Source organism: Pseudomonas sp. NY15437, assembly GCF_048068435.1.
In the GTDB taxonomy this organism is placed as follows: Bacteria; Pseudomonadota; Gammaproteobacteria; order Pseudomonadales; family Pseudomonadaceae; genus Pseudomonas; species Pseudomonas nitroreducens_B.
This window is the reverse complement of record NZ_JBLUQC010000001.1, coordinates 835,698-858,540: the sequence shown is the minus strand read 5'-3', so window position 1 is coordinate 858,540 and position 22,843 is coordinate 835,698. Positions and strand designations below refer to the sequence as shown.

At 66.9% G+C, this 22,843-nt stretch carries 20 protein-coding genes; 9 read left to right on the top strand and 11 right to left on the bottom strand.

What is annotated here, in order from left to right; all coding sequences use genetic code 11:
- Positions 1 to 77: 77 nt before the first annotated feature.
- The gene (locus ACNFIA_RS03945) at positions 78 to 1,013 is read left to right on the top strand and encodes a LysR family transcriptional regulator (protein ID WP_259758177.1); all 936 of its coding nucleotides are present in this window, start codon (positions 78 to 80) and stop codon (positions 1,011 to 1,013) included.
- Here ACNFIA_RS03945 and ACNFIA_RS03940 read toward each other — a convergent pair.
- Both ACNFIA_RS03940 and hexR read right to left on the bottom strand, forming a co-directional pair.
- Positions 967 to 1,182: a PA3496 family putative envelope integrity protein gene (locus ACNFIA_RS03940; protein ID WP_416782970.1), complete on the bottom strand. Its 216-nt coding sequence runs from the start codon at positions 1,180 to 1,182 to the stop codon at positions 967 to 969. The two genes, ACNFIA_RS03945 and ACNFIA_RS03940, sit on opposite strands and share 47 nt — an antisense overlap.
- 245 nt (positions 1,183 to 1,427) lie before the next feature.
- Positions 1,428 to 2,312, bottom strand: coding sequence for a transcriptional regulator HexR (hexR, locus tag ACNFIA_RS03935; RefSeq protein WP_259758179.1), 885 nt, complete (start codon positions 2,310 to 2,312; stop codon positions 1,428 to 1,430).
- Positions 2,313 to 2,402: 90 nt separating this feature from the next.
- Between hexR and zwf the strand changes: the two genes are divergently transcribed.
- Complete coding sequence (gene zwf / locus ACNFIA_RS03930) at positions 2,403 to 3,878, top strand: glucose-6-phosphate dehydrogenase (protein WP_416782968.1); 1,476 nt, start codon at positions 2,403 to 2,405, stop codon at positions 3,876 to 3,878.
- Between the two features lie 208 nt (positions 3,879 to 4,086).
- Complete coding sequence (yegQ, locus tag ACNFIA_RS03925) at positions 4,087 to 5,487, top strand: tRNA 5-hydroxyuridine modification protein YegQ (protein ID WP_416782966.1); 1,401 nt, start codon at positions 4,087 to 4,089, stop codon at positions 5,485 to 5,487.
- A gap of 304 nt (positions 5,488 to 5,791) precedes the next feature.
- On the opposite strand, the gene ACNFIA_RS03920 is transcribed toward yegQ, so the two are convergent.
- Together ACNFIA_RS03920 and ACNFIA_RS03915 are read right to left on the bottom strand one after the other, a co-directional pair.
- Positions 5,792 to 6,487: a DUF3142 domain-containing protein gene (locus ACNFIA_RS03920; protein WP_416783028.1), complete on the bottom strand. Its 696-nt coding sequence runs from the start codon at positions 6,485 to 6,487 to the stop codon at positions 5,792 to 5,794.
- Between the two features lie 17 nt (positions 6,488 to 6,504).
- Positions 6,505 to 8,682: an outer membrane assembly lipoprotein YfiO gene (locus tag ACNFIA_RS03915; RefSeq protein WP_416782965.1), complete on the bottom strand. Its 2,178-nt coding sequence runs from the start codon at positions 8,680 to 8,682 to the stop codon at positions 6,505 to 6,507.
- A gap of 303 nt (positions 8,683 to 8,985) precedes the next feature.
- Between ACNFIA_RS03915 and nirK the strand changes: the two genes are divergently transcribed.
- From nirK to ACNFIA_RS03890, 5 genes are all read left to right on the top strand, one after another.
- Positions 8,986 to 10,077, top strand: a complete 1,092-nt coding sequence (nirK, locus tag ACNFIA_RS03910; RefSeq protein ID WP_416783026.1) for a copper-containing nitrite reductase — start codon at positions 8,986 to 8,988, stop codon at positions 10,075 to 10,077.
- A 65-nt stretch (positions 10,078 to 10,142) separates the two neighbouring features.
- A complete protein-coding gene (locus ACNFIA_RS03905; RefSeq protein WP_416782963.1) occupies positions 10,143 to 10,970 on the top strand; it encodes an SUMF1/EgtB/PvdO family nonheme iron enzyme in 828 nt (275 codons plus the stop codon).
- Between the two features lie 65 nt (positions 10,971 to 11,035).
- Positions 11,036 to 11,764, top strand: a complete 729-nt coding sequence (locus ACNFIA_RS03900) for a Crp/Fnr family transcriptional regulator (RefSeq protein ID WP_416782961.1) — start codon at positions 11,036 to 11,038, stop codon at positions 11,762 to 11,764.
- 96 nt (positions 11,765 to 11,860) lie between these two features.
- Positions 11,861 to 12,532 (top strand): iron-sulfur cluster repair protein YtfE, encoded by a 672-nt coding sequence (gene ytfE / locus ACNFIA_RS03895; protein ID WP_416782960.1) that lies wholly within the window; start codon positions 11,861 to 11,863, stop codon positions 12,530 to 12,532.
- Positions 12,533 to 12,640: 108 nt separating this feature from the next.
- A complete protein-coding gene (locus ACNFIA_RS03890) occupies positions 12,641 to 13,324 on the top strand; it encodes a Crp/Fnr family transcriptional regulator (protein WP_416782959.1) in 684 nt (227 codons plus the stop codon).
- 307 nt (positions 13,325 to 13,631) lie between these two features.
- Here ACNFIA_RS03890 and ACNFIA_RS03885 read toward each other — a convergent pair whose 3' ends face one another.
- The 6 genes from ACNFIA_RS03885 to ACNFIA_RS03860 form a co-directional block, all read right to left on the bottom strand.
- Positions 13,632 to 15,479, bottom strand: coding sequence for a nitric oxide reductase activation protein NorD (locus ACNFIA_RS03885; RefSeq protein WP_416782958.1), 1,848 nt, complete (start codon positions 15,477 to 15,479; stop codon positions 13,632 to 13,634).
- Between the two features lie 232 nt (positions 15,480 to 15,711).
- Positions 15,712 to 17,139 carry a cbb3-type cytochrome c oxidase subunit I gene (locus ACNFIA_RS03880; RefSeq protein ID WP_416783024.1) on the bottom strand — a complete coding sequence of 476 codons (1,428 nt, stop codon included), beginning with the start codon at positions 17,137 to 17,139 and terminating at the stop codon, positions 15,712 to 15,714.
- Positions 17,139 to 17,579, bottom strand: a complete 441-nt coding sequence (locus ACNFIA_RS03875; protein ID WP_045213987.1) for a c-type cytochrome — start codon at positions 17,577 to 17,579, stop codon at positions 17,139 to 17,141. The genes ACNFIA_RS03880 and ACNFIA_RS03875 overlap by 1 nt, the downstream gene beginning before the upstream one ends.
- Before the next feature lie 113 nt (positions 17,580 to 17,692).
- Positions 17,693 to 17,941: a cytochrome C oxidase subunit IV family protein gene (locus ACNFIA_RS03870; RefSeq protein WP_416782956.1), complete on the bottom strand. Its 249-nt coding sequence runs from the start codon at positions 17,939 to 17,941 to the stop codon at positions 17,693 to 17,695.
- Positions 17,938 to 18,531: a cytochrome c oxidase subunit 3 gene (locus ACNFIA_RS03865; protein ID WP_416782955.1), complete on the bottom strand. Its 594-nt coding sequence runs from the start codon at positions 18,529 to 18,531 to the stop codon at positions 17,938 to 17,940. The genes ACNFIA_RS03870 and ACNFIA_RS03865 overlap by 4 nt, the downstream gene beginning before the upstream one ends.
- Entirely contained in the window at positions 18,515 to 19,312 is a 798-nt protein-coding gene (locus tag ACNFIA_RS03860) for a CbbQ/NirQ/NorQ/GpvN family protein (protein ID WP_416782954.1), read from the bottom strand. Before ACNFIA_RS03860 ends, ACNFIA_RS03865 begins: the two co-directional genes overlap by 17 nt.
- A gap of 197 nt (positions 19,313 to 19,509) precedes the next feature.
- On the opposite strand from ACNFIA_RS03860, the gene ACNFIA_RS03855 reads away from it, so the two are divergent.
- Positions 19,510 to 19,815: a c-type cytochrome gene (locus tag ACNFIA_RS03855; protein ID WP_192435468.1), complete on the top strand. Its 306-nt coding sequence runs from the start codon at positions 19,510 to 19,512 to the stop codon at positions 19,813 to 19,815.
- A 39-nt stretch (positions 19,816 to 19,854) separates the two neighbouring features.
- Here the strand turns inward: ACNFIA_RS03855 and ACNFIA_RS03850 are convergent, their stop codons facing one another.
- The gene (locus ACNFIA_RS03850; RefSeq protein ID WP_416782953.1) at positions 19,855 to 22,698 is read right to left on the bottom strand and encodes an EAL domain-containing protein; all 2,844 of its coding nucleotides are present in this window, start codon (positions 22,696 to 22,698) and stop codon (positions 19,855 to 19,857) included.
- Positions 22,699 to 22,843: the final 145 nt, after the last annotated feature.

Below are 22,843 nucleotides of genomic sequence, written 5' to 3'. Positions count from 1 at the left end.
TTGGGGTAGCCATAAAGAATGATTTATAGTTGCGGGGAAATGCCCCGATCAGGCCGAGTTCTATGCGTAAGTCATTGATGCGTATGACCCTTCGCCAGCTGCAGGTTTTCCGCGCAGTGTGCGAAAGCCGTTCCTACAGCCGCGCCGCGGAGGAAATGGCCCTGACCCAGCCGGCGGTCAGCCTGCAGATCCGTCAGCTCGAGGAACTGGTCGGCCAGCCGCTGTTCGAGTACATCGGCAAGAAGCTCTACCAGACCGATGCCGCCGACGCCCTGCTGCGCGCCACCAATGACATCTTCCAGCGCCTGGAAGTGCTGGACATGAACCTCTCCGACCTCAAGGGCTCGCTGCAGGGCCAGCTGCGCCTGGCGGTGGAATCCAGCGCGAAGTACATCACCCCGCACCTGTTCGCCGCCTTCCACGCGCAGCATCCCGACGTCAGCCTGAACCTCACGGTGGTCAACCGCGCCCAGGTGATCAAGCGCCTGTCGGACAACCGCGACGACCTGGTGATCATGTCCCTGGTGCCGCAGGACATGGCGCTGGAATTCCTGCCCTTCCTGAACAACCCGATCGTCGCCGTGGCACCGCCGGGCCACCCGCTGTGCAACGCCGCGAAGCTTTCGCTGAAGGACCTGGAGCCTTACCCGCTGCTGATCCGCGAGCCCGGCTCGGGCACGCGCAAGGCCTGCGAGGAACACTTCCAGCAGAAGCGCGCGCACTTCCCGCAGACGCTGGAATTCGCCTCGCTGGAGGGTTCACGGGAGGGGGTGCTGGCAGGGCTCGGGCTGGCCCTGCTGCCGCGCCACGCGGTGAGCCGCGAACTGCAATCCGGGCTGCTGCACGAACTGCCGGTGGAAGAGCTGCCGCTCTACCGCAGCTGGTGTCTGGTGCACGCCCGCGGCAAGCGCCTGAGCCCGGTGGCCCAGGCGTTCGTCGCCTTCATCCGTGAAGAGCGGGCGCTGATCAGCCAGCTGGCCGAACGCTTCGCCGGCCCGCCTTCGCCGAAGTGAGGTAGGCGGCGGCGATCAGGTCGGGGTAGTCGGAGGTTTCCAGGGCGAGGCGCTGGGCTTCCAGGCGGTCCTCGATGGCGCGGCGGAACTGCATGCGCCGCTGGTCTTCAAGCTTGCGGCGGGTCTTACTGTCCACTTGGAACTGGGTGTCGTCGATATGGCGGGGCATCTCGCATCTCCCAAGGCCGAAGGGCTGGAGACGCCAGCATGCTGACGACGGATGACCGTTTGACGACGCCGGGGTGAAGCGCCGATGACCGCGACGAGCGGTTGGCGGCGCGCCTTGGATAACCCGAGGCGCCTTTGCTCTTCGTAGGACCGAGGGGGACGCCTAGTCCTTGCTCGCGAACGGATTCAACCGGCGACTCGGTGGCTGGGCGGTTCGCGAGCAAGCTCGCTCCTACACCAAAGTGCTTAGGACGCCTCTTCCGGGCGTTCCTCGTGGTTCTTCACCACTTTCGGCGACAGGCGCAGGCTGCGCAGGCTGCGCTTCACGCTCTTGAGGTGATTCACCAGGTCCGGCCCGCGGGCCATGGCCACGCCCATCGCCAGCACGTCGATCACTACCAGGTGAGCGATCCGCGAAGTCAGCGGGGTGTAGATATCGGTGTCTTCGTGCACGTCCACCGCCAGGTTCACCGTGGCCAGGTCCGCCAGCGGGGTCTGGCTGGGGCACAGGGTGATCAGCGTGGCGCCGGCCTCGCGCACCAGGTTGGCAGTCACCAGCAGGTCCTTGGAGCGGCCGGACTGGGAGATGCAGATCGCCACGTCCGAGGGCTTGAGGGTCACCGCCGACATCGCCTGCATGTGCGGGTCGGAGTAAGCCGCCGCCGACAGCAGCAGGCGGAAGAACTTGTGCTGGGCGTCCGCCGCCACCGCGCCGGACGCGCCGAAACCGTAGAACTCGACGCGCTGGGCATGGGCGATGGCCGCGATGGCGCGCTCCAGCGCGTGGGTGTCGAGATGCTCGCGCACCTCCATCAGCGAATGCAGGGTGGTGTCGAAGATCTTCAGGCTGAAGTCCGCCACCGAGTCGCTCTCGTTGATCGAGAACTGGCCGAAACTGGCACCCGCGGCGAGGCTCTGCGCCAGCTTGAGCTTGAGGTCCTGGAAGCCGGTGCAACCAATGGCGCGGCAGAAGCGCACGATGGTCGGCTCGCTGACGCCGACGCCATGGGCGAGATCCGCCATGGAGCTGTGCATGACCGATGCAGGGTCCTGCATCACGTGATCGGCAACCTTGAGCTCCGACTTGCGGAGCAGATGACGCGACTGGGCAATGTGCTGCAAAAGGTTCACAGGGTTAGGCTCGGTGATAGTTGTCTGAGAATTCTGTAGTCTTGTTGTAGTTATACTACAAATCGACTCGCCACGCCCAGGGAATAAGTCTTGAATACGCCCGCCAGCCTTAGTCTTCCCGGCTCCTGCGACATCCTGGTGTTCGGCGGTAGCGGTGACCTGGCGCTGCACAAGCTGCTGCCGGCGCTCTACCACCTGCACCGGGAGAATCGCCTGCCGGCGGACACCCGCATCTTCGCCCTCGCCCGCAGCCAGCGCGACAACGCCGCCTACCTGGCCCTGGCCGAACGCAACTGCCGCGCCCAGGTGGCGCGCAGCGATTTTTCCGCCGAGGCCTGGCGCAGCTTCGCCCAGCGCCTGGAATACGTGGCGATGGATGCCTCCCAGAGCGCCGACTTCGGCCGCGTCGCCAAGGCCCTCAAGCGCAGCGAAGGCCGCGTGCTGGTGCACTACCTGGCCACCGCGCCGAGCCTGTTCGCGCCCATTGCGCAGAACCTGAAGATCGCCGGCCTCGCCGGCCCGCTGGCGCGCATCGTGCTGGAGAAGCCGCTGGGCCATTCGCTGGACTCGGCGGTGGCGATCAACCAGGCCATCGGCGAGGTGTTCGACGAGTCGCGGGTGTTCCGCATCGACCACTACCTGGGCAAGGAAACGGTGCAGAACCTGATGGCGCTGCGCTTCGCCAACACGCTCTTCGAGCCGGTGTGGCGCACCGGGCACATCGATCACGTGCAGATCACCGTCAGCGAAACCCTGGGCGTGGAGAACCGCGGCGGCTACTACGACCACGCCGGCGCCATGCGCGACATGGTGCAGAACCACCTGCTGCAACTGCTCTGCCTGGTGACCATGGAGGCGCCGGTGCGCTTCGATGCCGAGGCGGTGCGCAACGAGAAGGTGAAGATCCTCCAGGCGCTCAAGCCGATTTCCGGGCAGGACGTGCAGGACAAGACCGTGCGTGGCCAGTACACCGCCGGGCACATTGGCGGGCAGGAAGTGCCGGCCTACTGGTTCGAGAAAAATGTCGACAACGACAGCGATACCGAGACCTTCGTCGCCGTTCAGGCGGAGATCGACAACTGGCGCTGGGCCGGTGTGCCGTTCTACCTGCGCACCGGCAAGCGCATGGCGAAGAAGTGCTCGGAGATCGTCATCCAGTTCAAGCCGGTGCCCAACAGCCTGATCGGCAGCGGCGCCGGCGCGGCCAATCGCCTGTGGATACGACTGCAGCCCGAGGAGCGCATCAGCGTGCAACTGATGGCCAAGGCGCCCGGCAAGGGCATGCAGCTGGAGCCGGTGGAGCTGGACCTCAACCTGGCCCAGGCCTTCAACGCCAACAAACGCCGCTGGGATGCCTACGAGCGCCTGCTGCTGGACGTGATCGAGGGCGATTCGACGCTGTTCATGCGCCGCGACGAAGTGGAAGCCGCCTGGCGCTGGATCGACCCGATCATCACCGGCTGGCATGAGCACTACCTGAGCCCGCGCCCCTACCCCGCCGGCAGCAACGGGCCGGAGCAGGCGCAGACGCTGCTGGAGCTGCAGGGACGCAAATGGCTGGAATGATCCCGGACCCGGCGCTGCTCTACCTGTAGGAGCGAGCTTGCTCGCGAACCGCCCGACGCCGGAGCTGCCGGTAGGCTCTGTTCGCGAGCAAGAACTAGGCGTCCCCCTCGCTCCTACGAAAAGCGCCCTGGCGTTGACCTCGCTCAGCACGCGCAGCCCGCGGATTTCCTAGAGTGGCGGCCTTTTTCCCACACTCCGCTGCGCCGTCATGTCCCACATCCCGTTTTCCCCCGAACTGCTCTGTCCCGCCGGCTCGCTGAAAAGCCTGCGCCACGCCTTCGCCTACGGCGCCGATGCCGTCTACGCCGGCCAGCCGCGCTACAGCCTGCGGGTGCGCAACAATGCATTCGACCACGCCAACCTCGCCACCGGCATCCAGGAGGCGCACGCCCTGGGCAAGCGCCTGTACGTGGTGGTCAACATCGCGCCGCACAACGCCAAGCTGAAAACCTTCCTGCAGGATGTCGAGTCGGTGATCGCCCTCGGCCCGGATGCGCTGATCATGTCCGATCCCGGCCTGATCATGCTGGTTCGCCAGCATTTCCCCGACGTCGATATCCACCTCTCGGTGCAGGCCAACGCGGTGAACTGGGCCAGCGTGGAGTTCTGGCGCCAACAGGGGCTCAAGCGGGTGATCCTGTCCCGCGAGCTGTCGCTCGATGAGATTGGCGAGATTCGCGAGCGCGTACCGGGCGTGGAGCTGGAAGTCTTCGTCCACGGCGCGCTGTGCATGGCCTATTCCGGGCGCTGCCTGCTGTCGGGCTACATCAATCGCCGCGACCCCAACCAGGGCGCCTGCACCAACGCCTGTCGCTGGGAATACCAGACCCATGCCGCCCATGAGGACGAACTGGGCCACGCGGTGCGCAACGTCGAACCCACCCTGGGCATCGGCGCGCCGACGAAGGAAATCGTCCTGCTCGAAGAAGGCAACCGCCCCGGCGAGCTGATGGAGGCGTTCGAGGACGAGCACGGCACCTACATCATGAATTCCAAGGACCTGCGCGCCATCCAGCACGTGCAGCGTTTGACGCAGATGGGCGTGCATTCGCTGAAGATCGAGGGTCGGACCAAGTCCCACTACTACGTTGCGCGGACCGCCCAGGCCTATCGCCAGGCCATCGACGACGCGGTCGCCGGGCGCGCCTTCGACCGCAGCCTGATGGACACCCTGGAGTCCCTCGCCCACCGCGGCTACACCGAAGGCTTCCTGCGCCGCCACGTGCACGACGAGTACCAGAACTACCAGTACGGACACTCCCTCTCCGAGCGCCAGCAGTTCGTCGGCGAATTCACCGGCGAGCGCCGCCACGGACTGGCCGAGGTGCGGGTGAAGAACCGCTTCGAAGTGGGCGACAGCGTCGAGCTGATGACCCCGGCGGGCAACCGCACCTTCCGCCTGCAGGCGCTGGAGAACCACCGCGGCGAAGCCATCGGCGTTGCGCCCGGCGATGGGCATGTGGTCTACCTGCCGCTGCCCGAGGAACTGGACCTGCAATACGCCCTGCTGATGCGCAACCTGAAGGGCGGCACGACGCGGGATGCTCGGGAGGCAGCGGCAGCCGGCGGTTGCGGAGGCGGTTGCGGCAAGGGCGGGTGTGGCGGCTGAGTCCTCTGCAGGCGGAAAGCTATCGCGGACGGAGTCCGCTCCTACCCGAAGCATCGCGCTAGGACATGCCCTCTCCCCCGCCCTCTCCCTGAAGGGAGAGGGAGTCGTCCAACGCCGTCGGCCAACCCGGTGCTTCGCTTGATGCCGAGCAGTCCCCTCTCCCTTCGGAGCGGGGCGCGTAGCCAGGGTTAGGGAGAGGGAAATACACGCACGGATTTTCAGATGAAGACCGTGCGCCTACCCGACGCTCAACCCCGCGCAGGAGCGGACTCCGTCCGCGATCGGCCCGCCATCCGCTGCGACCTCACGGGTTCTGCAAGAACACCACATACCCCCGGAACCACCGGCTCTTCGCCAGGTAGTCCGGCGCCTGCCACTGGCCGTACTGCGCCAGCCCGATGCGGAACGGCAGCTGCAGCCGCGCCACGCGCGGCAGGTAGGCCGGGTAGTTGGGGATGGTCTGGCGTCCCTGGTAGGTCTGCACCACTACCTCGTCCACCACGCCGGCCAGGCGATTGAGGGTCTCGGGCGCGGCGTTGCTGCCCCAGTCCATCAGCCCGGTGATGCTCAGCTTGCAGCCCTCGGGCAGGCGCTTCCTCAGGTCCTGGAGGAAGTCGACGTACTCGTCCAGGTAGCGCGTGCGTGCGTCGAAGTCGATCTGCACGCCCACCACCGGGTTGCCGGCGGCGCGCCAGCGGCGCAGCTGGGACAGCAGCGTGCGGTAGATGTCCTCGTTCCAGCGCAGGGTATGGGCGCGGTAGACCACCCACACCTCGCCCTGCTTCAGGCGCGGGATGGCGATGCCCTGGGCGATCAGCCGGGCACGGCCATCGCGGTAGCGCGGCGCGCTGACCTGCCCCTGCAGCACGTACAGGGTGCGGGCCCGGGCCAGCACCGGCTGGGGCGAAACCCCGCTCCACAGCCAGAAGGCGTCGTGCTCGGCGGCGTCCACGCCGCTCGCCGTGGCGTCGCCTGCGAGCAACGCCAGCACCAGGGCCACGACGCGACGCACGGGGCTTACCAGTAGTACTTCAGCGATTTCGCCCAGGGCGTGGCGGCGTACTGGCCCTTGAGGGTGCGGAACCACTGCTTGCGCTGCGACGGCGCGATGTCCTGGCTGCCGCAGCCGTTGTAACCGCTGGGCGCGAAGCAGTTGATGGCGCGGAACAACGCATAGGCGCGATCCTCTTCCACCGCCTGCTTGTCGGCGATGACCTTGAGGTAGCCGTCCATGCGCGAGTACGGCGTGCCGGGGAACAGCGATTCGCCGCCACCCAGTTCGCGCTCGCTGGGCTGGGTGTCGAGCGGGAAGCCGTCCAGGCCGTTGCGCAGGATGAACTCGCCCAGGCAGTTCAGCGCCTTGGGCGGCGGCGGGTTCTGCAACAGGTCGCGGGCGACGTCGACGATGGCCGGGCATTCGTAGCCGGTGTCGTTCTTGCCGCCGGGCCACTGGAACAGCGACAGCGGCATGCTGCCGTAGAGGTAGCCGATGCTGGCGCCCAGCGGCTTGCCGCTGCCATCGGTGGGCAGCAGCGCGAGGTCGTCGATGTACGCCTGGTACTGGCCGTGCAGCAGGTCCTTGTAGAGCAGGGCGAACAGCGCGGTATCGCGCTCCTCCACCGAGACGCCGGTGGACTTCGCCTGCTGGCGCAGCAGGTCGGGGCCGGCGACATGGCGCAGGAGTATCTCGCGGATGATCGGCGTGTGCACGGGCGACCCTTCGGCGAAGACCTTCACCAGCCGGTCGCTGCGCTCGTAGTTGAAGGCCAGCGCCAGCTCCAGCTGCTCGCGCTGCAAGGGCTGCTCGGCCAGCGGCAGCAGCCGCAGCCAGAGCTTCTCGGCGGCAATCCAGTCGTTGCTCGCTTCCAGGGCGAAACCGCGCAGGGTCTGCTGGCTGAAGGCGAGGTAGTCGAGTTTCGCCGGCAGCTCCTCCGGCAGGGACTTCAGCGCCTGGGCGGGTTGCTCCTCGACGTACAGCTGGTACGCCGCCGTCAGGTAATCGTGCAGGCCGGGTATCTTGGCGAAGAGGTCCTTCTGCGCCGCCAGGCCGGCGGCGTCGAGGGCGCGGGGCTCGTTGGGCTCGTGGTGACGCATCTGCATCAGGTCGAGCACCGCCAGCAGGCGCGCGTCGCGCACGTCGGCCGGGTGCGCGGTGACCAGCAGCTTGTTGTCGACTTCCTGCACCAGTTGGGCGAGATCGTCGGCGTCCTCGCGGGCGAACAGTTCGGCGTACTCGCCCGCCAGCCGGCCTTCGTCGCTCATCAGCCAGTAGACGCGGCGCGTCAGGCCCTTGGCCGACGCGCTGTAGCGGCCCTGGGAATACGCCTTGAGGTAGTCGCCCAGAGCGGTTTCCGCCTGGGCGAGGATCTTCTTGTCGACCTTGCGCAGGTCCGGGTAGCCCATCTCGTCGAAGGCATTCTGCTGCGCCTGGTTGAGCAGGGCGCGGGCGACCATGTAGCGCGACGTTTCCTTGAGCCAGGCCTGGTCGCTGTCCTGCAGGGCGCGGAAGGACTTCAGCGCGTCGGCGAAGCGACCGCTGTAGAAGTCCGCGGCGCCCTTGAGGTAGGTGCGATAGGCCAAGGCCTGCGCGCTCTGCAGGTCCGCCGGCAGCAGCACGCTGAGCTGGGTTTCGTCCCACTGGCAGGCGCCCAGCAGGGTCAGCCGTGCGCGGGCCAGGCCCTGGCGTTCGCCGGCGGGCAGGCTGTCGGCCAGCAGCAGCTGGCTGAGGAAGTCCTGGGCGGTGGCCGGGTTGTTGCTGCGGCAGCGGCTGCCTTCGCCGCTGGCGAAGCTGTCGGCGGACGACGGCACGGCATCCGCCGGCAGGCCGATGCGCGTGGCGAGATCGGCCAGCGGGGCGGCGCTCGAAGGGCCGGCGCTGTCGCCCGCATCATCCGGCGCTGCGCCATCGAGCCAGCGCGCCAGGGGGAACGGCACCTGGCCGTAGCCCAGTTGCTGTTCGTCGTCGCTCAGCGCGCGGTTGGGGATGCTGGCCTGGCCGGCGTCGGCCAGCAGCAGCTGCAGGTTGACCCGGCTGTCGTTGCCGGGGCTGAGGAACGGCAGGCTGTTGCACACATCCAGCGTGTCGCGCTTGAGGTTCCAGCTCGGGTAGCAGGAGTCGTCGCTGCTCGCGCGCGCTTCCTGCACGCCGAGGCAACCGGTGATCAGAGCCAGCAGGGTCAGACCGTACAGACGCATGAATGATCCTTGTCCTTTGGAGCCCGCACGCCGGGCCGGAAATCAAAGCAGGAAGAATCTTACCTCGCCGCGCCCGCTCTTGCCCGCTTGCGTGGGCACAAGACTGTAAACGCGATCTACCGCACAGCAGAGCCTGCGACACGTTGTCCAGCTGATTCCTTATTTGTTCCGGCTCAAAGAAGGAATCTGCCGACCGGGTATTTCTGTAGCCAACGACAGTTCGTCGATTACGGAGAGTTACCCATGTTTGATCAGGAAGAGATTTCGCTTTCCCGCCGCACCCTGCTGGCCGGCGCCGTGGTGCTGGGCGTTACTGGCAGCATGCTCGGCAGCGGCAAGGCCTTGGCTGACGGGGAGGCCGCGCCGAAGAACATGGGTGCGGCCGCGGACCTCTCGAAGCTGGAGCACGTCCAGATCGAACTGGTCGCTCCGCCCTTCGTCCACGCCCACGAACAGCGTGCCAAGGGCAAGCCCAAGGTCGTGCAGTTCCGCATGGTGATCGAGGAGAAGAAGCTGGTCATCGACGACGATGGCACCGAGATCCACGCCATGACCTTCAACGGCTCGGTGCCAGGCCCGATGATGGTGGTACACCAGGACGACTACCTGGAGCTCACCCTGGTCAACCCGGCGACCAACACCCTGACCCACAACATCGACTTCCATGCCTCCACCGGCGCCCTGGGCGGCGGCGCGCTGACCCTCATCCAGCCCGGCGAGGAAGTGAAGCTGCGCTTCAAGGCCACCCGTCCCGGCGTGTTCGTCTACCACTGCGCGCCGGGCGGCGCGATGATCCCCTGGCACGTGGTCTCAGGCATGAACGGCGCGATCATGGTGCTGCCGCGCGACGGCCTGAAGGACCGCGAAGGCAAGTCCCTGAAGTACGACAAAGTGGTCTACATCGGCGAGCAGGACTACTACGTCCCGCGCGACAAGGACGGTAATTTCAAGCGCTACGGCACGCCGATGGAAAGCTACAACGACATGCAGCAGGTCATGAAGGGGCTGATCCCCAGCCACATCGTGTTCAACGGCAAGGTCGGCGCCCTCACCGGCAAGAACGCGCTCAAGGCCAACGTCGGCGAGACCGTGCTGATCGTCCACTCCCAGGCCAACCGCGATACCCGCCCGCACCTCATCGGCGGCCATGGCGACCACGTCTGGGCCACCGGCAAGTTCCACAACCCGCCGGAGGAAGACCTGGAAACCTGGTTCATCCCGGGCGGCGCGGCCGGCGCTGTGCTGTACACCTTCCTGCAGCCGGGCCTGTACACCTATCTCAACCACAACCTCATCGAGGCTGTGCTGCTGGGCGCCGCGGCGCACATCCAGGTCGAAGGCCAATGGAACAACGACCTGATGAGCCAGATCCAGCCGCCGACTGCGATCAAGTAAGCCCCGAGGCCGGCCCAACCGGGCCGGCCCTTTCCCAGTAAACGATACGGGCGACCGGGCCAACCATGCGCAAGACCCTCCTGATCGGCGTACCCGTCGCACTGCTGCTGGGCGGGGCCTTCCTCCTGCTGCGGCCGCAGTACGCACCGGAACTCGCGCCGCAAACCGTGAGACTCGAACCCCGCGACTTCGACTTCCGCCCGGCGGGCGACTACTGGCTGGAGAAGCAGCCAGTGGATGCGCCGTCGCAGCGTGAGCACCTCGCCCCGCGCTTCGAAGTCATGAAATTCCAGGTCAGCCAGGGCGAATACGCCCGTTGCGTGGCCGAGGGCGATTGCCTGGCACTGGACAACCTGGCACTGGACAACAGCGCTCCCCGCGACGACCTGCCGCTGACCGGCGCCAGCCTGCTGGACGCGCAGCTCTACGCCGACTGGCTGTCCAAACGCACCGGCCAGCAATGGCGGCTGCCGACCGACCGCGAGTGGGCCTTTTTCGCCGGCACGCGCTGGGCCGACGACGCCCTGCGCATCGAAGACGATGATGGCAGCAACCCTGCCCGGCGCTGGCTGGCGCGCTACCGTCTGGAAGCGGAAACCCGCACCAGCGCCTCGGCGCTGCCCCAGGCGCGCGGCAACCACGGGCTGAACGAGTACGGCGTGGCCGACCTCGGCGGCAACGTCTGGGAATGGACCCAGAGCTGCCACCAGCGGGTCAACCTCGACGCCCAGGGCGCCCAGACCCACCGCGCCGAGTACTGCTCGATCCGCATTGCCGAAGGGCGTCACCGCGCGGCGATCAACGATTTCGTCCGCGATGCCCGCGGCGGCGGCTGCAGCGCCGGCCAGCCACCGGATAACCTCGGCTTCCGCCTGGTCAGAGACATCCCTTGATTCCCCTCAAGTTTCGCCGCAGCGCTTAACCGTTATGCTGCGGCGAACCGACGGGAATCACTGCCGTGACCGCTGATATCTCGCTGAACCGCGCCTGGCTGGGGAGCTTGCCGCCATTTGCCAACAGCAGCCGCGAGGAACAGGACGACATCCTCCGCCAGGCCAGCATCCTGCGCCTGAACAGTGGTGTGGCCGTGTTCGAGCAGGGCTCGCCAGCGACCAGCTTCTACCTGCTGGTGCACGGCCGGCTGAAAGCCACCCAGCTCACCGGCGACGGCCAGCGCGTGCTGGTGCGCGTGGTCAATCCGGGCGATCTGTTCGGCTTCGTCCGCGCCCTCGGCCGGCGCGACTACCCCGCGACCGCCACGGCCAGCCAGGACAGCCTGGTCCTGGCCTGGCCCACCGGCCAGTGGGAACCCCTGCTCGCCCGCCACCCCGGCTTCGCTCTGAACACCGTGCAGGCCATCGGCGAGCGCCTGCAGGAAGCCCACGTGCGCTTCTGCGAATTGGCCACCGAAGAGGTCGAACGGCGCGTCGCCCACACCGTGCTGCGCCTGGTGCAGCAGTCCGGCCGACCGGAGGCCGACGGCATCCGTATCGATTTCCCGGTCACTCGCCAGGACATCGCCGAGATGACCGGCACCACCCTGCACACCGTCTCGCGCATCCTCAGCGCCTGGGAAGACCGCGGCCTGGTGGTCGGTGGCCGGCAGAAGCTGCTGGTGTGCGACCCGCAGCAATTGATGCGGGTCGCCGGCGGCGACGAGCGGGAAGTTGCGCACGACGGCGCTTGACTGCAATCAAGGAGACCGGCGCGCCGCTTTCCCTAGACTCACTACCACCGCCACGACGACTGCGGCCGCCGTGCCCCACTCCACCCGAGGCCTGCCATGACCGACAACCTCACCGAGCGCACCCTGAGCGACCTGGCCTTCAGCCTGCCGGGCAGCTCCGCGCTGTTCCACGACTACAAGCTCGACTTCTGCTGCGCCGGCCAGCGCAGCCTGGGCGAAGCCGCCAGCGAACAGGGCCTCGACGCCCAGCGCATCGCCGCCGAACTGCAGTCGCTGCCGCCTGCCAACGACCAGACCGACTGGCGCCTGACCAGCAACGACCAGTTGATCGACCACATCCTCGAGCGCTACCACAAGGTCCATCGCGAACAGCTGCCGGCGCTGATTCCGCTGGCCGAGCGCGTCGAGAAGACCCACGCCGCACATCCGCAATGCCCGGCCGGGCTGACCGCGCACCTGAAGAAGATGCAGGAAGAACTGGAATGGCACATGTGCAAGGAGGAAAGCGTGCTGTTCCCCTGGCTGCGCCAGGGCATTCCGCTGACCCACGTGCAGGGCCCGATCGGCGTGATGCGCCATGAGCACGACGAACACTCGCAATCCCTCGCCGCGCTGGCTGACCTGACCGACGACCTCACCGTGCCGGCGGACGGCTGCAACAGCTGGCGCCTGCTCTACAGCGGCCTGGAAGAGCTGCGCCGCGACCTGATGCAGCACATCCACCTGGAGAACAACCTGCTGTTCCTGGGCGCCAACCACCCGGCCTGAGTGCCGGACCGGGAGCCAGGAGGGCGACCAGTGACAGCTTGTCTCACCACGCTGCCCAGCGGCATCGCGCATACTGGCGGGATTGTCCCCGCCCAGGAGCGCTCCGCCATGCTCGCGCATCGCGTCCACCACCAGATTCTGTGCGGCCACCATCTGTTCAACGTGCTCAACGAAGAACAGCTGGAGCAGCTGCTCGCCACCAGCACGCTGCTCAACCTGGAGAAAGGCGACAAGCTGTTCCTCCAGGGTGAGCCGGCCCACTCCTTCTATTTCGTGATTTCCGGTGCGGTGAAGATCTACCGCCTGACGCCGGAGGGACAGGAAAAGGTGCTGGAGGTCGTCGGCAGCCGGCAGACCTTCGCCGAAGCCATGATGCTGATGGACACCTCCGACTACGTGGCCTCGGCCCAGGCGCTGGTGCCCACGCAGGTCTACCGCTTCGCCAACCGCACCTACATGGAGTTGCTGCACAGCAACCCGCAGCTGCCCTTCTCCCTGCTCGCCACCCTCTGCGTGCGCCTGCACCGGCGGATCAACGAGATCGAGACGCTGTCGCTGAAGAATTCCACCCACCGCGTGGTGCGCTACCTGATCACCCAGCTCAACCGCCATGGCAATCAGGACAGTCGCTTCGAACTGCCGATGGCCAAGCAACTGGTGGCCGGGCATCTGTCGATCCAGCCAGAGACTTTCTCCCGCGTGCTGCGGCGTCTAATCGACGAGAAGATCATCGACCTCAATGGCCGCACCGTGCAGGTGCTCGACGTCGCGCGGCTGGAACAGTTCGAGTAAGCCATGCGCCAGTGCCTGTACTGCCAGCAAGAGAGCCCCGAGGATGCTGCGGACTGCCCGCAATGCGGGATGCCCCTGCCAGTGGACCAGGAACTGGCGAAGCAGCGCCGGCTGCGGCGCTTTGCCTGGTACTGCGTCATCCTCGCGGTGTTCTGCGGGGTGATGATGGTGTGGTTGCCGCGCTGAACTCCCTCCAATCCGCTTTTGCTTTTCGTAGGACCGACGGGGACGCCCAGTCCTCGCTCGCGAAGCAGGCCCGCTGCGGGGTTCGGTTCGCGAGCAAGCTCGCTCCTACACAAAAACGTCATCACCCCTGCCGGCGGGTGAGCTGCCGGTAGAGCTGCGGCAACAGCACCGGAAGCTGCGCCGGATTGTTGATCAGCAGATAGCCCTGACTACCGAACAGGTGCGGCAGGTAGTCCGCGGCCTCGCGGTCGATGGTGATGCAGAATGGCACCAGCCCCGCGCAACGAGCTTCGAGCACGGCCTGGCGCGTGTCTTCGACGCCGTAGCGCCCCTCATACAGATCCAGGTCATTGGGCTTGCCGTCAGTGAGGATCATCAGCACCCGCTGGCGCTCCTTGCGCTCCAGCAAAAGCTGCGTGGCTTGGCGGATCGCCGCGCCCATGCGCGTGTAGTAGCCCGGCCGCAGTGCGCGGATGCGCCCGCGCACCACGTCGTTGTGGCGCTCATCGAAGGTCTTCAGCTGGGTCAGGCGCACCTGCTGGCGACGCAGCGAGGAGAACCCGTACAACGCGAAACGATCCCCCACCGCCTGCAGCGCCTCGCCGAACAGCAGCAGGCTGTCGCTGATCAGATCGATCACCCGGTGGTCGTTGTCGATGTGCGCGTCGGTGGACATCGACAGGTCCGCCAGCAGCAGGCAGGCAAGGTCGCGGCGGGTCTGCCGGCGCTCGAGGAACAGCCCGGGCTCGCTGCAGGCGCCGAGGCGCCGCTCGACGCTGAAGTCCAGCCAGGCTTCCAGGTCCAGCTCCGCGCCCTGGGGTTGCCGGCGCAGCCACTGCGGTTGCTGGCGCAGGCTCTCGAACTGACGGCGCAAGCGCCGCGCTGTCGGCGCCAGGGAGTCGGGCAGCGGCGCAGGTTCCGCGTCGCGCGGCAGCATCAACTGCAGGCAGACGTGCTCGTCGATCAGTTGCTGGCGGCGGTAGTCCCATTCCGGCAGGCGAATGCCCTCGCCCAGCGGCACGTCGTCGAAGTCGGCGGCCGGCAAGTCGAGGTCGAGCTTCAGCCCGCCGCCCTTCTTCTGCCGTTGTCGGGACATGCTCAGGTGATCGAGGTCGTCGGCAACCTTCGCCGCGTCCAGGTCCTCGCTGTCGTCGCCGGCACGGTCCAGTTCGATGTGCTCGGACCAGCTGAACAGGTTTTCCAGGCGGAACAGCAGCAGACCGCCGCGGCCGGGGTCCTGCTCGACCCGCTCGGCACGCTTGCGTGCCAGGCCCTTGGCTTCGCTGTGGGCGGAGCGGCCGTGCTCGTCGCCGTCGATCAGGTCGGTGTGCTGCGGCGCCGCCAGGCGTTGCGGCGGGTAGAGCCACAGCGGCACTGGCCAGGGTGCTTTTTCACTGCGTGGCAGGCGCTCGACGCTGCCCGGATCGCGCAGCGCTCGTTGCAGCGCAAGCTCCAGTTCCGCTTCCGCCGGTGGCAGATCAGCGAGGGCGGGACGCGGGCCGAGCAGCGCTTCCACCAGTCGACGATAGCGCGGGCGCAGCAGCGGGTAGTGCTCCAGCACGGCACAGGTCCAGGCCTGGTTGTCGCGCGCCCAGTGGCGCATCGGCTGACTATGAGCCGCTAGCAGCGCCAGCCAGCGGTAGAGTTCGCGGTTCAGCTCGGCCTCGGGGAAAACCGCCAGCTGCGCGGGCAATCGCAGGGAGTCGGCGTCGAACCAGGCCACCGGCAATTGCTGGCAAGTGCCGGCCACCTGCTGCAGCAGGCTGCGGCGCACCAGCAGTTCGCGGGCGCTGGCCGCTTCCACGCCGACCCCGGCCTCTCCGCCGGTGCCGCGGAACAGCAGCAGCAGGCTGCGCCGCACGTCTTCCAGGCTGACTGCCGCCTCTTCGAACTCCGGGCTGGCGCGGCGCGTGATGAAGCGGTGCCAGACGCGGCCAAAGCTTTCTTCGATTTCGAGGTGGATGGTCATGGCTGGGCTCCGCGATTGAGATATGCCGTAGCACGCACGGTCCCCTCTCCCTCTGGGAGAGGGTTAGGGTTAGGGTGCTACCGGCCACTCCAGCGCTGGGCGCTACCCTCACCCCCGCCCTCTCCCAGAGGGAGAGGGAGTAGATCGTGCCAATGGACGATCAAGAGTCATCCTGAAACTTGCGCAAAAAAGGCCCGCCGCAAAGCGGACGGGCCCGGGTGGACGGTATCGATCAGCTCACCTGAGCCGCGCCGGAAGCAACGGCCACGCGGCCGCGCTGGCGGAAGCTCAGCAGGTAGCAGATCAGCCCGATGAAGAAACCAACACCGGAGTACAGGCGCAGCCAGAAGAAGATCTTCAGCTGGTCGACCGTGGCCATGAACGGCATCGCGGCGCCATCGGCGGGCATGCGTTGCAGCCAGACCTGGACGATGCCGGCGGCGGTGAGCATCAGGGTGATCAGTAGCATGGAGATGGTCATCAGCCAGAAGCCCCAGATCTCCAGGCTCTGCGCACGGGCGTCAGGCGCTTCGCCGATGCCCCGCAGGCGCGGCATGGCGTAGCTGATCATGGTCATGACGATCATCGCGTAGGCGCCGTAGAAGGCCAGGTGGCCGTGGGCGGCGGTGAGCTGCGAGCCGTGGGTGTAGTAGTTCACCGGAGCCAGGGTGTGCAGGAAGCCCCACACGCCGGCACCGAGGAAGGCGGTCACGGTGGTGCCCAGGGCCCACAACGCGGCGGCCTTGTTCGGGTGCTCGCGGCGACGACGGTTCACCATGTTGAAGGCGAACAGGACCATGGCGAAGAACGGCAGCGGCTCCAGCGCGGAGAAGATCGAACCCAGCCACAGCCAGACTTGCGGCGCGCCGATCCAGAAGAAGTGGTGGCCGGTGCCGATGATGCCGGTGATCAGGGCCATGGCGATGATCACGTAGAGCCATTTCTCCACGACCTCGCGGTCGACGCCGGTGATCTTGATCAGCACGAAGGCCAGCATCGCGCCCATGATCAGTTCCCACACGCCTTCCACCCACAGGTGCACGACCCACCACCAGTAGTACTTGTCGCGGGATAGGTTTTCCGGGTTGTAGAAGGAGAACAGGAAGAACACCGCCAGGCCTACAAGGCCGGTCATCATCACCACGCTGACGGCGGTCTTGCGGCCTTTCAACATGGTCATGCCGATGTTGAAGAGGAAGCCCAGCGCCACCACCACGATGCCCATCTTGGTGATCGTCGGCTGCTCAAGGAACTCCCGGCCCATGGTCGGCAGCAGCTCGTTGTGGGTCAGCTTCGCCAGGCCCGCGTAGGGCACCAACAGGTAGCCCAGGATGGTCAGCACGCCGGCGATGGCGAACACCCAGAACAGCACGATGGCCAGTTTCGGGCTGTACAGCTCGCGGTCGGCCTCTTCGGGGATCAGGTAGTAGGCCGCGCCCATGAAGGCGAACAGCAGCCAGACGATCAGCAGGTTGGTGTGCACCATCCGCGCGACGTTGAACGGGATCGCCGGGAACAGGAAGTCACCGACCACGTACTGCATGCCCATGATCAGCCCGAAGACGATCTGCCCGACGAAGAGCATCAGGGCGAACACGAAGTACGGCTTGGCCACCGACTGCGAGGCGAATTTCAGATAGGGATTGCCCGGGTTCATGATCAACCCTCCTTGTTCGGCGGCCATTTGTTGGTATCGATCTTCGACGTCCAGAGCAGGAACGCCGCAAGATCAGTGACCTCCTGATCACTCAGGTGGAACTGAGGCATCTGCCGGCGACCGGGGACGCCCAGCGGCTGCATCTTCATCCAGGCCGCGAGGAAGCTGCCGAAGGCCGCGTCACCGCCACGGCGGACCGCTACGTTGCCCAACTCCGGCGCGAAGTAGGCACCTTCGCCGAGGATCGAATGGCAACCCACACAGTTGTTCTGCTCCCACACCAGCTTGCCGCGAACCACCGATTCGGTGAGCTCACTCTGGTTGGTGCGCTTGGGGAAGGTGGTTTCGGTGTGATAGGTCAGCGCGAGGAACACCAGGAAGAAGAAAACGCCTCCTCCCAGGTAGATGTTCCTCGCCATCCCTTTGGTAAATGTCTCTGACATGGGGCCCTCCTAGGTCACGGTCGGCGCCATTGTAGGAAGCGACCCAGGACCTCTCGCTTGATGGCAATCAAGAAAGACCAATGCTTCCAGTCAGGTATTTTTTCGAAGAAAAATCAGGGAGTTGCGTGTAGTGCCAGAACCACTCCGGTGACCACCAGCGGCCAGCCGAGCAGCAGCGCTTGCCACAGGCGCGGGGCGCGGTTCAGCTCCATGAAACGCAGCGCGATGATCCAGGCCTTGCCCTGGCCCAGCAGCAGGATCGCCGCCACCGGCAGCAGCAAGTCGGATGCATGGTGACCGAGCCAGACCGAGGCGACGGACATCGGCAGCGTCAGCAGCCACGCAAGCAGCAACGTCTTCATGAACCAGGCGCCAGCACGTAGACCAGCGGGAACAGCACGACCCAGACCAGGTCGACCATGTGCCAATACAACGCGCCGGACTCCAGCCCGCCCAGGGCGTCGCTGCGGTAGGCGCCGCGCAGGCAACGCAGGGTCATCCAGCCGAGGATCACCAACCCCAGCAGCACGTGCAGGAAGTGGAAGCCGGTGATCAGCCAGAACAGGGTGAAGAAGGTGCTGTACTCCAGGTCCAGCCCACGCGCAGCAAGGTGATGGTATTCACTGGACTTCAGCACCACATGGGCCAGCCCCAGCAACACGGCGAAACTCAACAGGGCAGCCGCACGGCGCTGCCGGCCGTGGCGCACCTGCTCCACCGCCATCGCCGCGCAGAAGCCGGCGGTAAGCAGGGTCAGGGTCAGCGCCAGGGCGGTGGACAGGTCCAGCTGCGCGCGCCCGGCGCGAAAGCCTTCGACGTCCAGATGCTGGGTCACGGCGAAGACGATGATGAGGATGGCGAAGACGGTCAGCTCGGCGAGAATGAAGAACCACATCGCCAGGTCGCCCGACAGGTGCCGGGCGCTGAGCGTCGCCTCAGGCGAAGTGGACATCGACCAGGTCCATCAGCGCGGCGACCGTGGCCTCGTCGTCCGACAGCGGCTCGGCGAGCCCGGCGCGGCAGGCATCACGCGGCGCCACGCCGGCCTGCAGTAGGCGCGCGGTGAGTACCAGCAGGCGCGTCGAGCAGACCTCTTCCAGCTCTTGCCGGCCCAGGCGACGCAGGGCCACGCCCAGTTGCGCCAGGCGCTGCGCCAGCTCGGGGGAAACGCCGGCCTCGCGGGCGATGATGCCGGCTTCCACGTCCGGCGTCGGGTAATCGAAGCGCAGGGCGACGAAGCGCTGGCGCGTACTGGGTTTCATGCCCTTCAGCAGATTCTGATAGCCGGGGTTGTAGGACACCACCAGCATGAAGCCCGGCGGCGCCACCAGGGATTCACCGGTGCGCTCGATGAACAGCTCGCGGCGATCGTCCGCCAGCGGGTGCAGCACCACGACGGTGTCCTGCCGCGCCTCCACCACCTCGTCCAGGTAGCAGATGCCGCCCTCGCGCACCGCGCGGGTCAGCGGGCCGTCCTGCCACCAGGTGCCATCGCTGCCGATCAGGTGGCGGCCGACCAGGTCCGCCGCCGACAGGTCGTCGTGGCAGGCCACGGTGTACAGCGGCAGATTCAGCCGCTGCGCCATGTGCTGGACAAAGCGCGTCTTGCCGCAGCCGGTCGGGCCCTTGATCAGCACTGGCATGCCCTGGGCGGAGGCGTGGGTGAACAGCGCCACCTCGTTGCCGGTCGCCTGGTAGAAGAGCGGCTCGATGTTCTGGGCGGGGGCGTTCATGGCGAGATATCTCTGCGGGAAGTCTTGCCAGGCAAACTAATCAGCCAGCCCCCCTCCCTCAAGCGCGGCGAGAGGAGTTCTTGATTGCCATCAAGCCAGGGCCGCTCGGGCCGCTCCTAGAATCGCCGCAGAAGCCGGGCGGGAAGCCGGCGAAAACGATCGGCGCCTCGAGGCGCCAAGCCTGAGGAGAGACGTTCATGAACAAAGCCCTGGTTGCCCTGCTGTTCGGCGGCTTGCTGGTGCAGACCACCGCGATGGCCAGTACCGGCGAGGAGCTGTTCAAGGCCAAGGCCTGCGTAGCCTGTCACGCCGTCAACAAGTCGGTGGTCGGCCCGGCCTTCAAGGAAGTCGCGGCGAAGTACGGTGCCGATGGCGTGGCGCACATCAGCAACAGCATCAAGACCGGCAGCAAGGGCGTCTGGGGGCCTATCCCGATGCCGGCGAACGCCGTCAGCCCGGACGAGGCCAAGACCCTCGCCGAGTGGATCGTCACTCTCAAGTAATCCATTGCGGGCGATTCACGCCCCGCGCGACCGGCACCTTCAAAGCCGCTCGCTGCGCTCCAGCAGGGCCAGGCAGGCATCGGCCGGCACCGGCTGGCTGATCAGGTAGCCCTGGATCTCGTCGCAACCGTGGGCGCGCAGGAAGCGCAGTTGCTCGGCGTGTTCGACGCCTTCGGCCACCACCTTCAGCTCCAGGCTGTGCGCCATGGCGATGATCGCCCGGGTGATGGCCGCGTCCTCGCCGCGCTCGGAGAGGTCGCGGATGAAGGTCTGGTCGATCTTCACGTAGTCCACCGGGAAGCGCTTCAAATAGCTGAGCGAGGAATAACCGGTGCCGAAATCGTCGATGGCCAGCTTCACGCCCATCTCGCGTAGCTGGCGGAAGGTCGCGGTGACACTCTCGACGTTGTCCAGCAACTGGCTTTCGGTCAGCTCCAGCTCCAGCAGGTGCGGCGGCAGGCCGGTGTCTTCCAGCACGGTGCGCACCAGGTCGACCAGGTTGCCGGTGCGCAACTGGTGCACCGAGAGGTTCACCGATACCCGCAGCTCGCGTCCCTTGAGCTGCCATGCGCGGGCCTGCTGGCAGGCACGACGCAGGACGAACTCGCCGATGGCGCCGATCAGCCCGGTCTCCTCGGCGAGGCCGATGAAGTCGCTGGGCGGCACCATGCCCATCTCCGGGTGGCGCCAGCGCACCAGCGCCTCGGCGCTGTCCAGGCGCTCGTTGGCGAGGTTCAGCTTGGGCTGGTAATGCACGTCCAGCTGGCCTTCGTCGATGGCCTTGCGCAGGCGGGTTTCCAGTTGCAGGCGCTCCAGCGTGCAGGCCTGCAGGTTGTCTGTGAAGAACTGGAAGGTGTTGCCGCCCAGGTGCTTGGCGTGCTGCATGGCCATGTTCGCCTGGCTCATCAGCGCGGAGATTTCCCAGGCGTTGTCCGGCAGCAGGCTGATGCCCACCGAGGCGCTGACCATCAGTTCATGGCCCCCCACGGTCATCGGCGTGCGCAGCTTGGCCAGCAGCCGGCTGGACAGCCGCGCCAGCGCGGCGAGGCTGGCGTAGGAGTCGATCAGCACGGCGAACTCGTCGCCGGACAGCCGGGCGATGGTGTCGGCCTCGGGCACCGTCTGGGTCATGCGCCGGGACATCTGCCGCAGCAGCTGGTCGGCGACCTCGTGGCCGAGGCTGTCATTGAGCAGCTTGAAGCGGTCCAGGTCGATCAGCAGCAGCGCCGCCGTGCGGCCTTCCTGGCGGGCGCGCTGGCTGGCCTCGTGCAGGCGCTCCTTGAACAGCGTGCGGTTGGCCAGGCCCGTGAGCTCGTCGTAGTGCGACAGATAGCGCAGCCGCTCCTCGGCGTCGCGGCGGGCGGTGAGGTCGGCGAAGAAGCCGACCACATGGGCGACCTGCCCGCGGCCGTCGCGCACCACGTTCAGTTGCAGCCATTGCGGGTACAGCTCGCCGTTCTTGCGCGTCTCGATCAACTCGCCCTGCCAGGTGCCCTGGCGCTCCAGCTCGGCACGGATCGACTGGTAGCGGCGCAGCGCTTCGGAGGAGCCCATCAGGCGCGCGACGTTGTGCCCGAGCACGTCCTCGCGGCGGTAGCCGGTCAGGCGGGTGAATGCCTCGTTGAGGGCGATCAGCCGGTAGTCCGGGTCGAGGATGATGATGCCTTCGCTGGCCGCCTCGAACACCGTGGCGGCCAGGCGCTGCTCTTCCTCGCGCAGCTTGCGCGGCGAGATGTCCGCGCGGGTGCCGACCATCCGCGTCACCTGCCCGCGGCTGTCGCGCTCCATCACCCGGCCACGGTCTTCCACCCACACCCAGTGGCCGTCGGCGTGGCGCACGCGGTACTCGATGCGGTAGCCGTCGGTGCGGCCCTTGAGGTGCTCGACCAGCGCCCGGCGCAGCAGCGGCAGGTCGTCGGGGTGCAGGCGCGGGCGCAGGTCGTTGCGCACGCTCTTCACCGCGTCCTGGGTGATCCCGAAGATTTCCTCCAGGTGCGAGTGGTGCACTTCGTCGGTCAGCAGGTTCCAGTCCCACAGCCCCAGTTCGCTGGCCTCCAGTGCCAGGGCCAGGCGCGCTTCGGTGTGGCTGAGCTGGGCGCTGCCGGCCTCGACCCGTTCCTGCAGGGCGTCGCGGGCACGGCACAGCTCGCGCTCGGCACGGCGACGCTGCTCCACCTCGCGCTCCAGGTCCTGGTTCAGCGCCTCGGTCTGCGCCTTCGCGCGCTCCAGGTGCGCCACCAGCGCCTGGGCCTGGAAACGCCGCAGCAGGCCGACATGGACCACCCGGTGAATCTGCCAGGCCACCACCAGCAGCGCCGCCAGCAGGATCACCCCGAGCACACCCCAACCCTGCTGCAGCGGGTTGTCGCTGATCAATAAATAGGCAATGGAGGGGAACAGGCAGGGCAAGGCGAAGGTCAGGAAGGCCGGCAGGCTGACCGCGTAGGCGACGCTGGCGGAGAGGATCGCCGCGGCGATCAGGCCGAACACCAGGGACTGCTGGAGGAAGGCGTCCGGCGGCACCAGGGCGATGGCGGCGAAGGCCAGGGTCAAGCCCGAGGCCCCGGCGCCAAACAGGAAGGTGCGCTGCCAGTGCGGGCTGGCCTGGCGCTCGGCGGAGGCGGCATTGAAGGCGGACACCTGGATCAGCCGCAGCACGGCCAGCAGCACCAGCGAGATCAGCCAGCCGGCGAGCAGCCCCGGCTTCACGTAGTCCCACAGCAGGCCGGCGCAGGCCAGGCCATCGAGCAGCATGAGCAGGGTCGGCACCCGCGAGCCCTGGTACAGCAGGCGTGTGCGTTCGACGGCAATTTCGTGAGCGTACTGCTGGCGGATCTCGGCATGGCTCACCGGGATCGCCGACGGCTCTACATAAGCGGTCATAGGCGTTTTTCTTGTAGGTGTCAGGCCTAGGCGTCGGCGGAGCATACCCGAGGAGATTGCCCCACCCAAGCATCACAGATGGCAATTGGCCGCCCGCCTGCCCAACTTTCGTCGGGAAGACGCCGGACGGCGGGCCGGTTTGCCG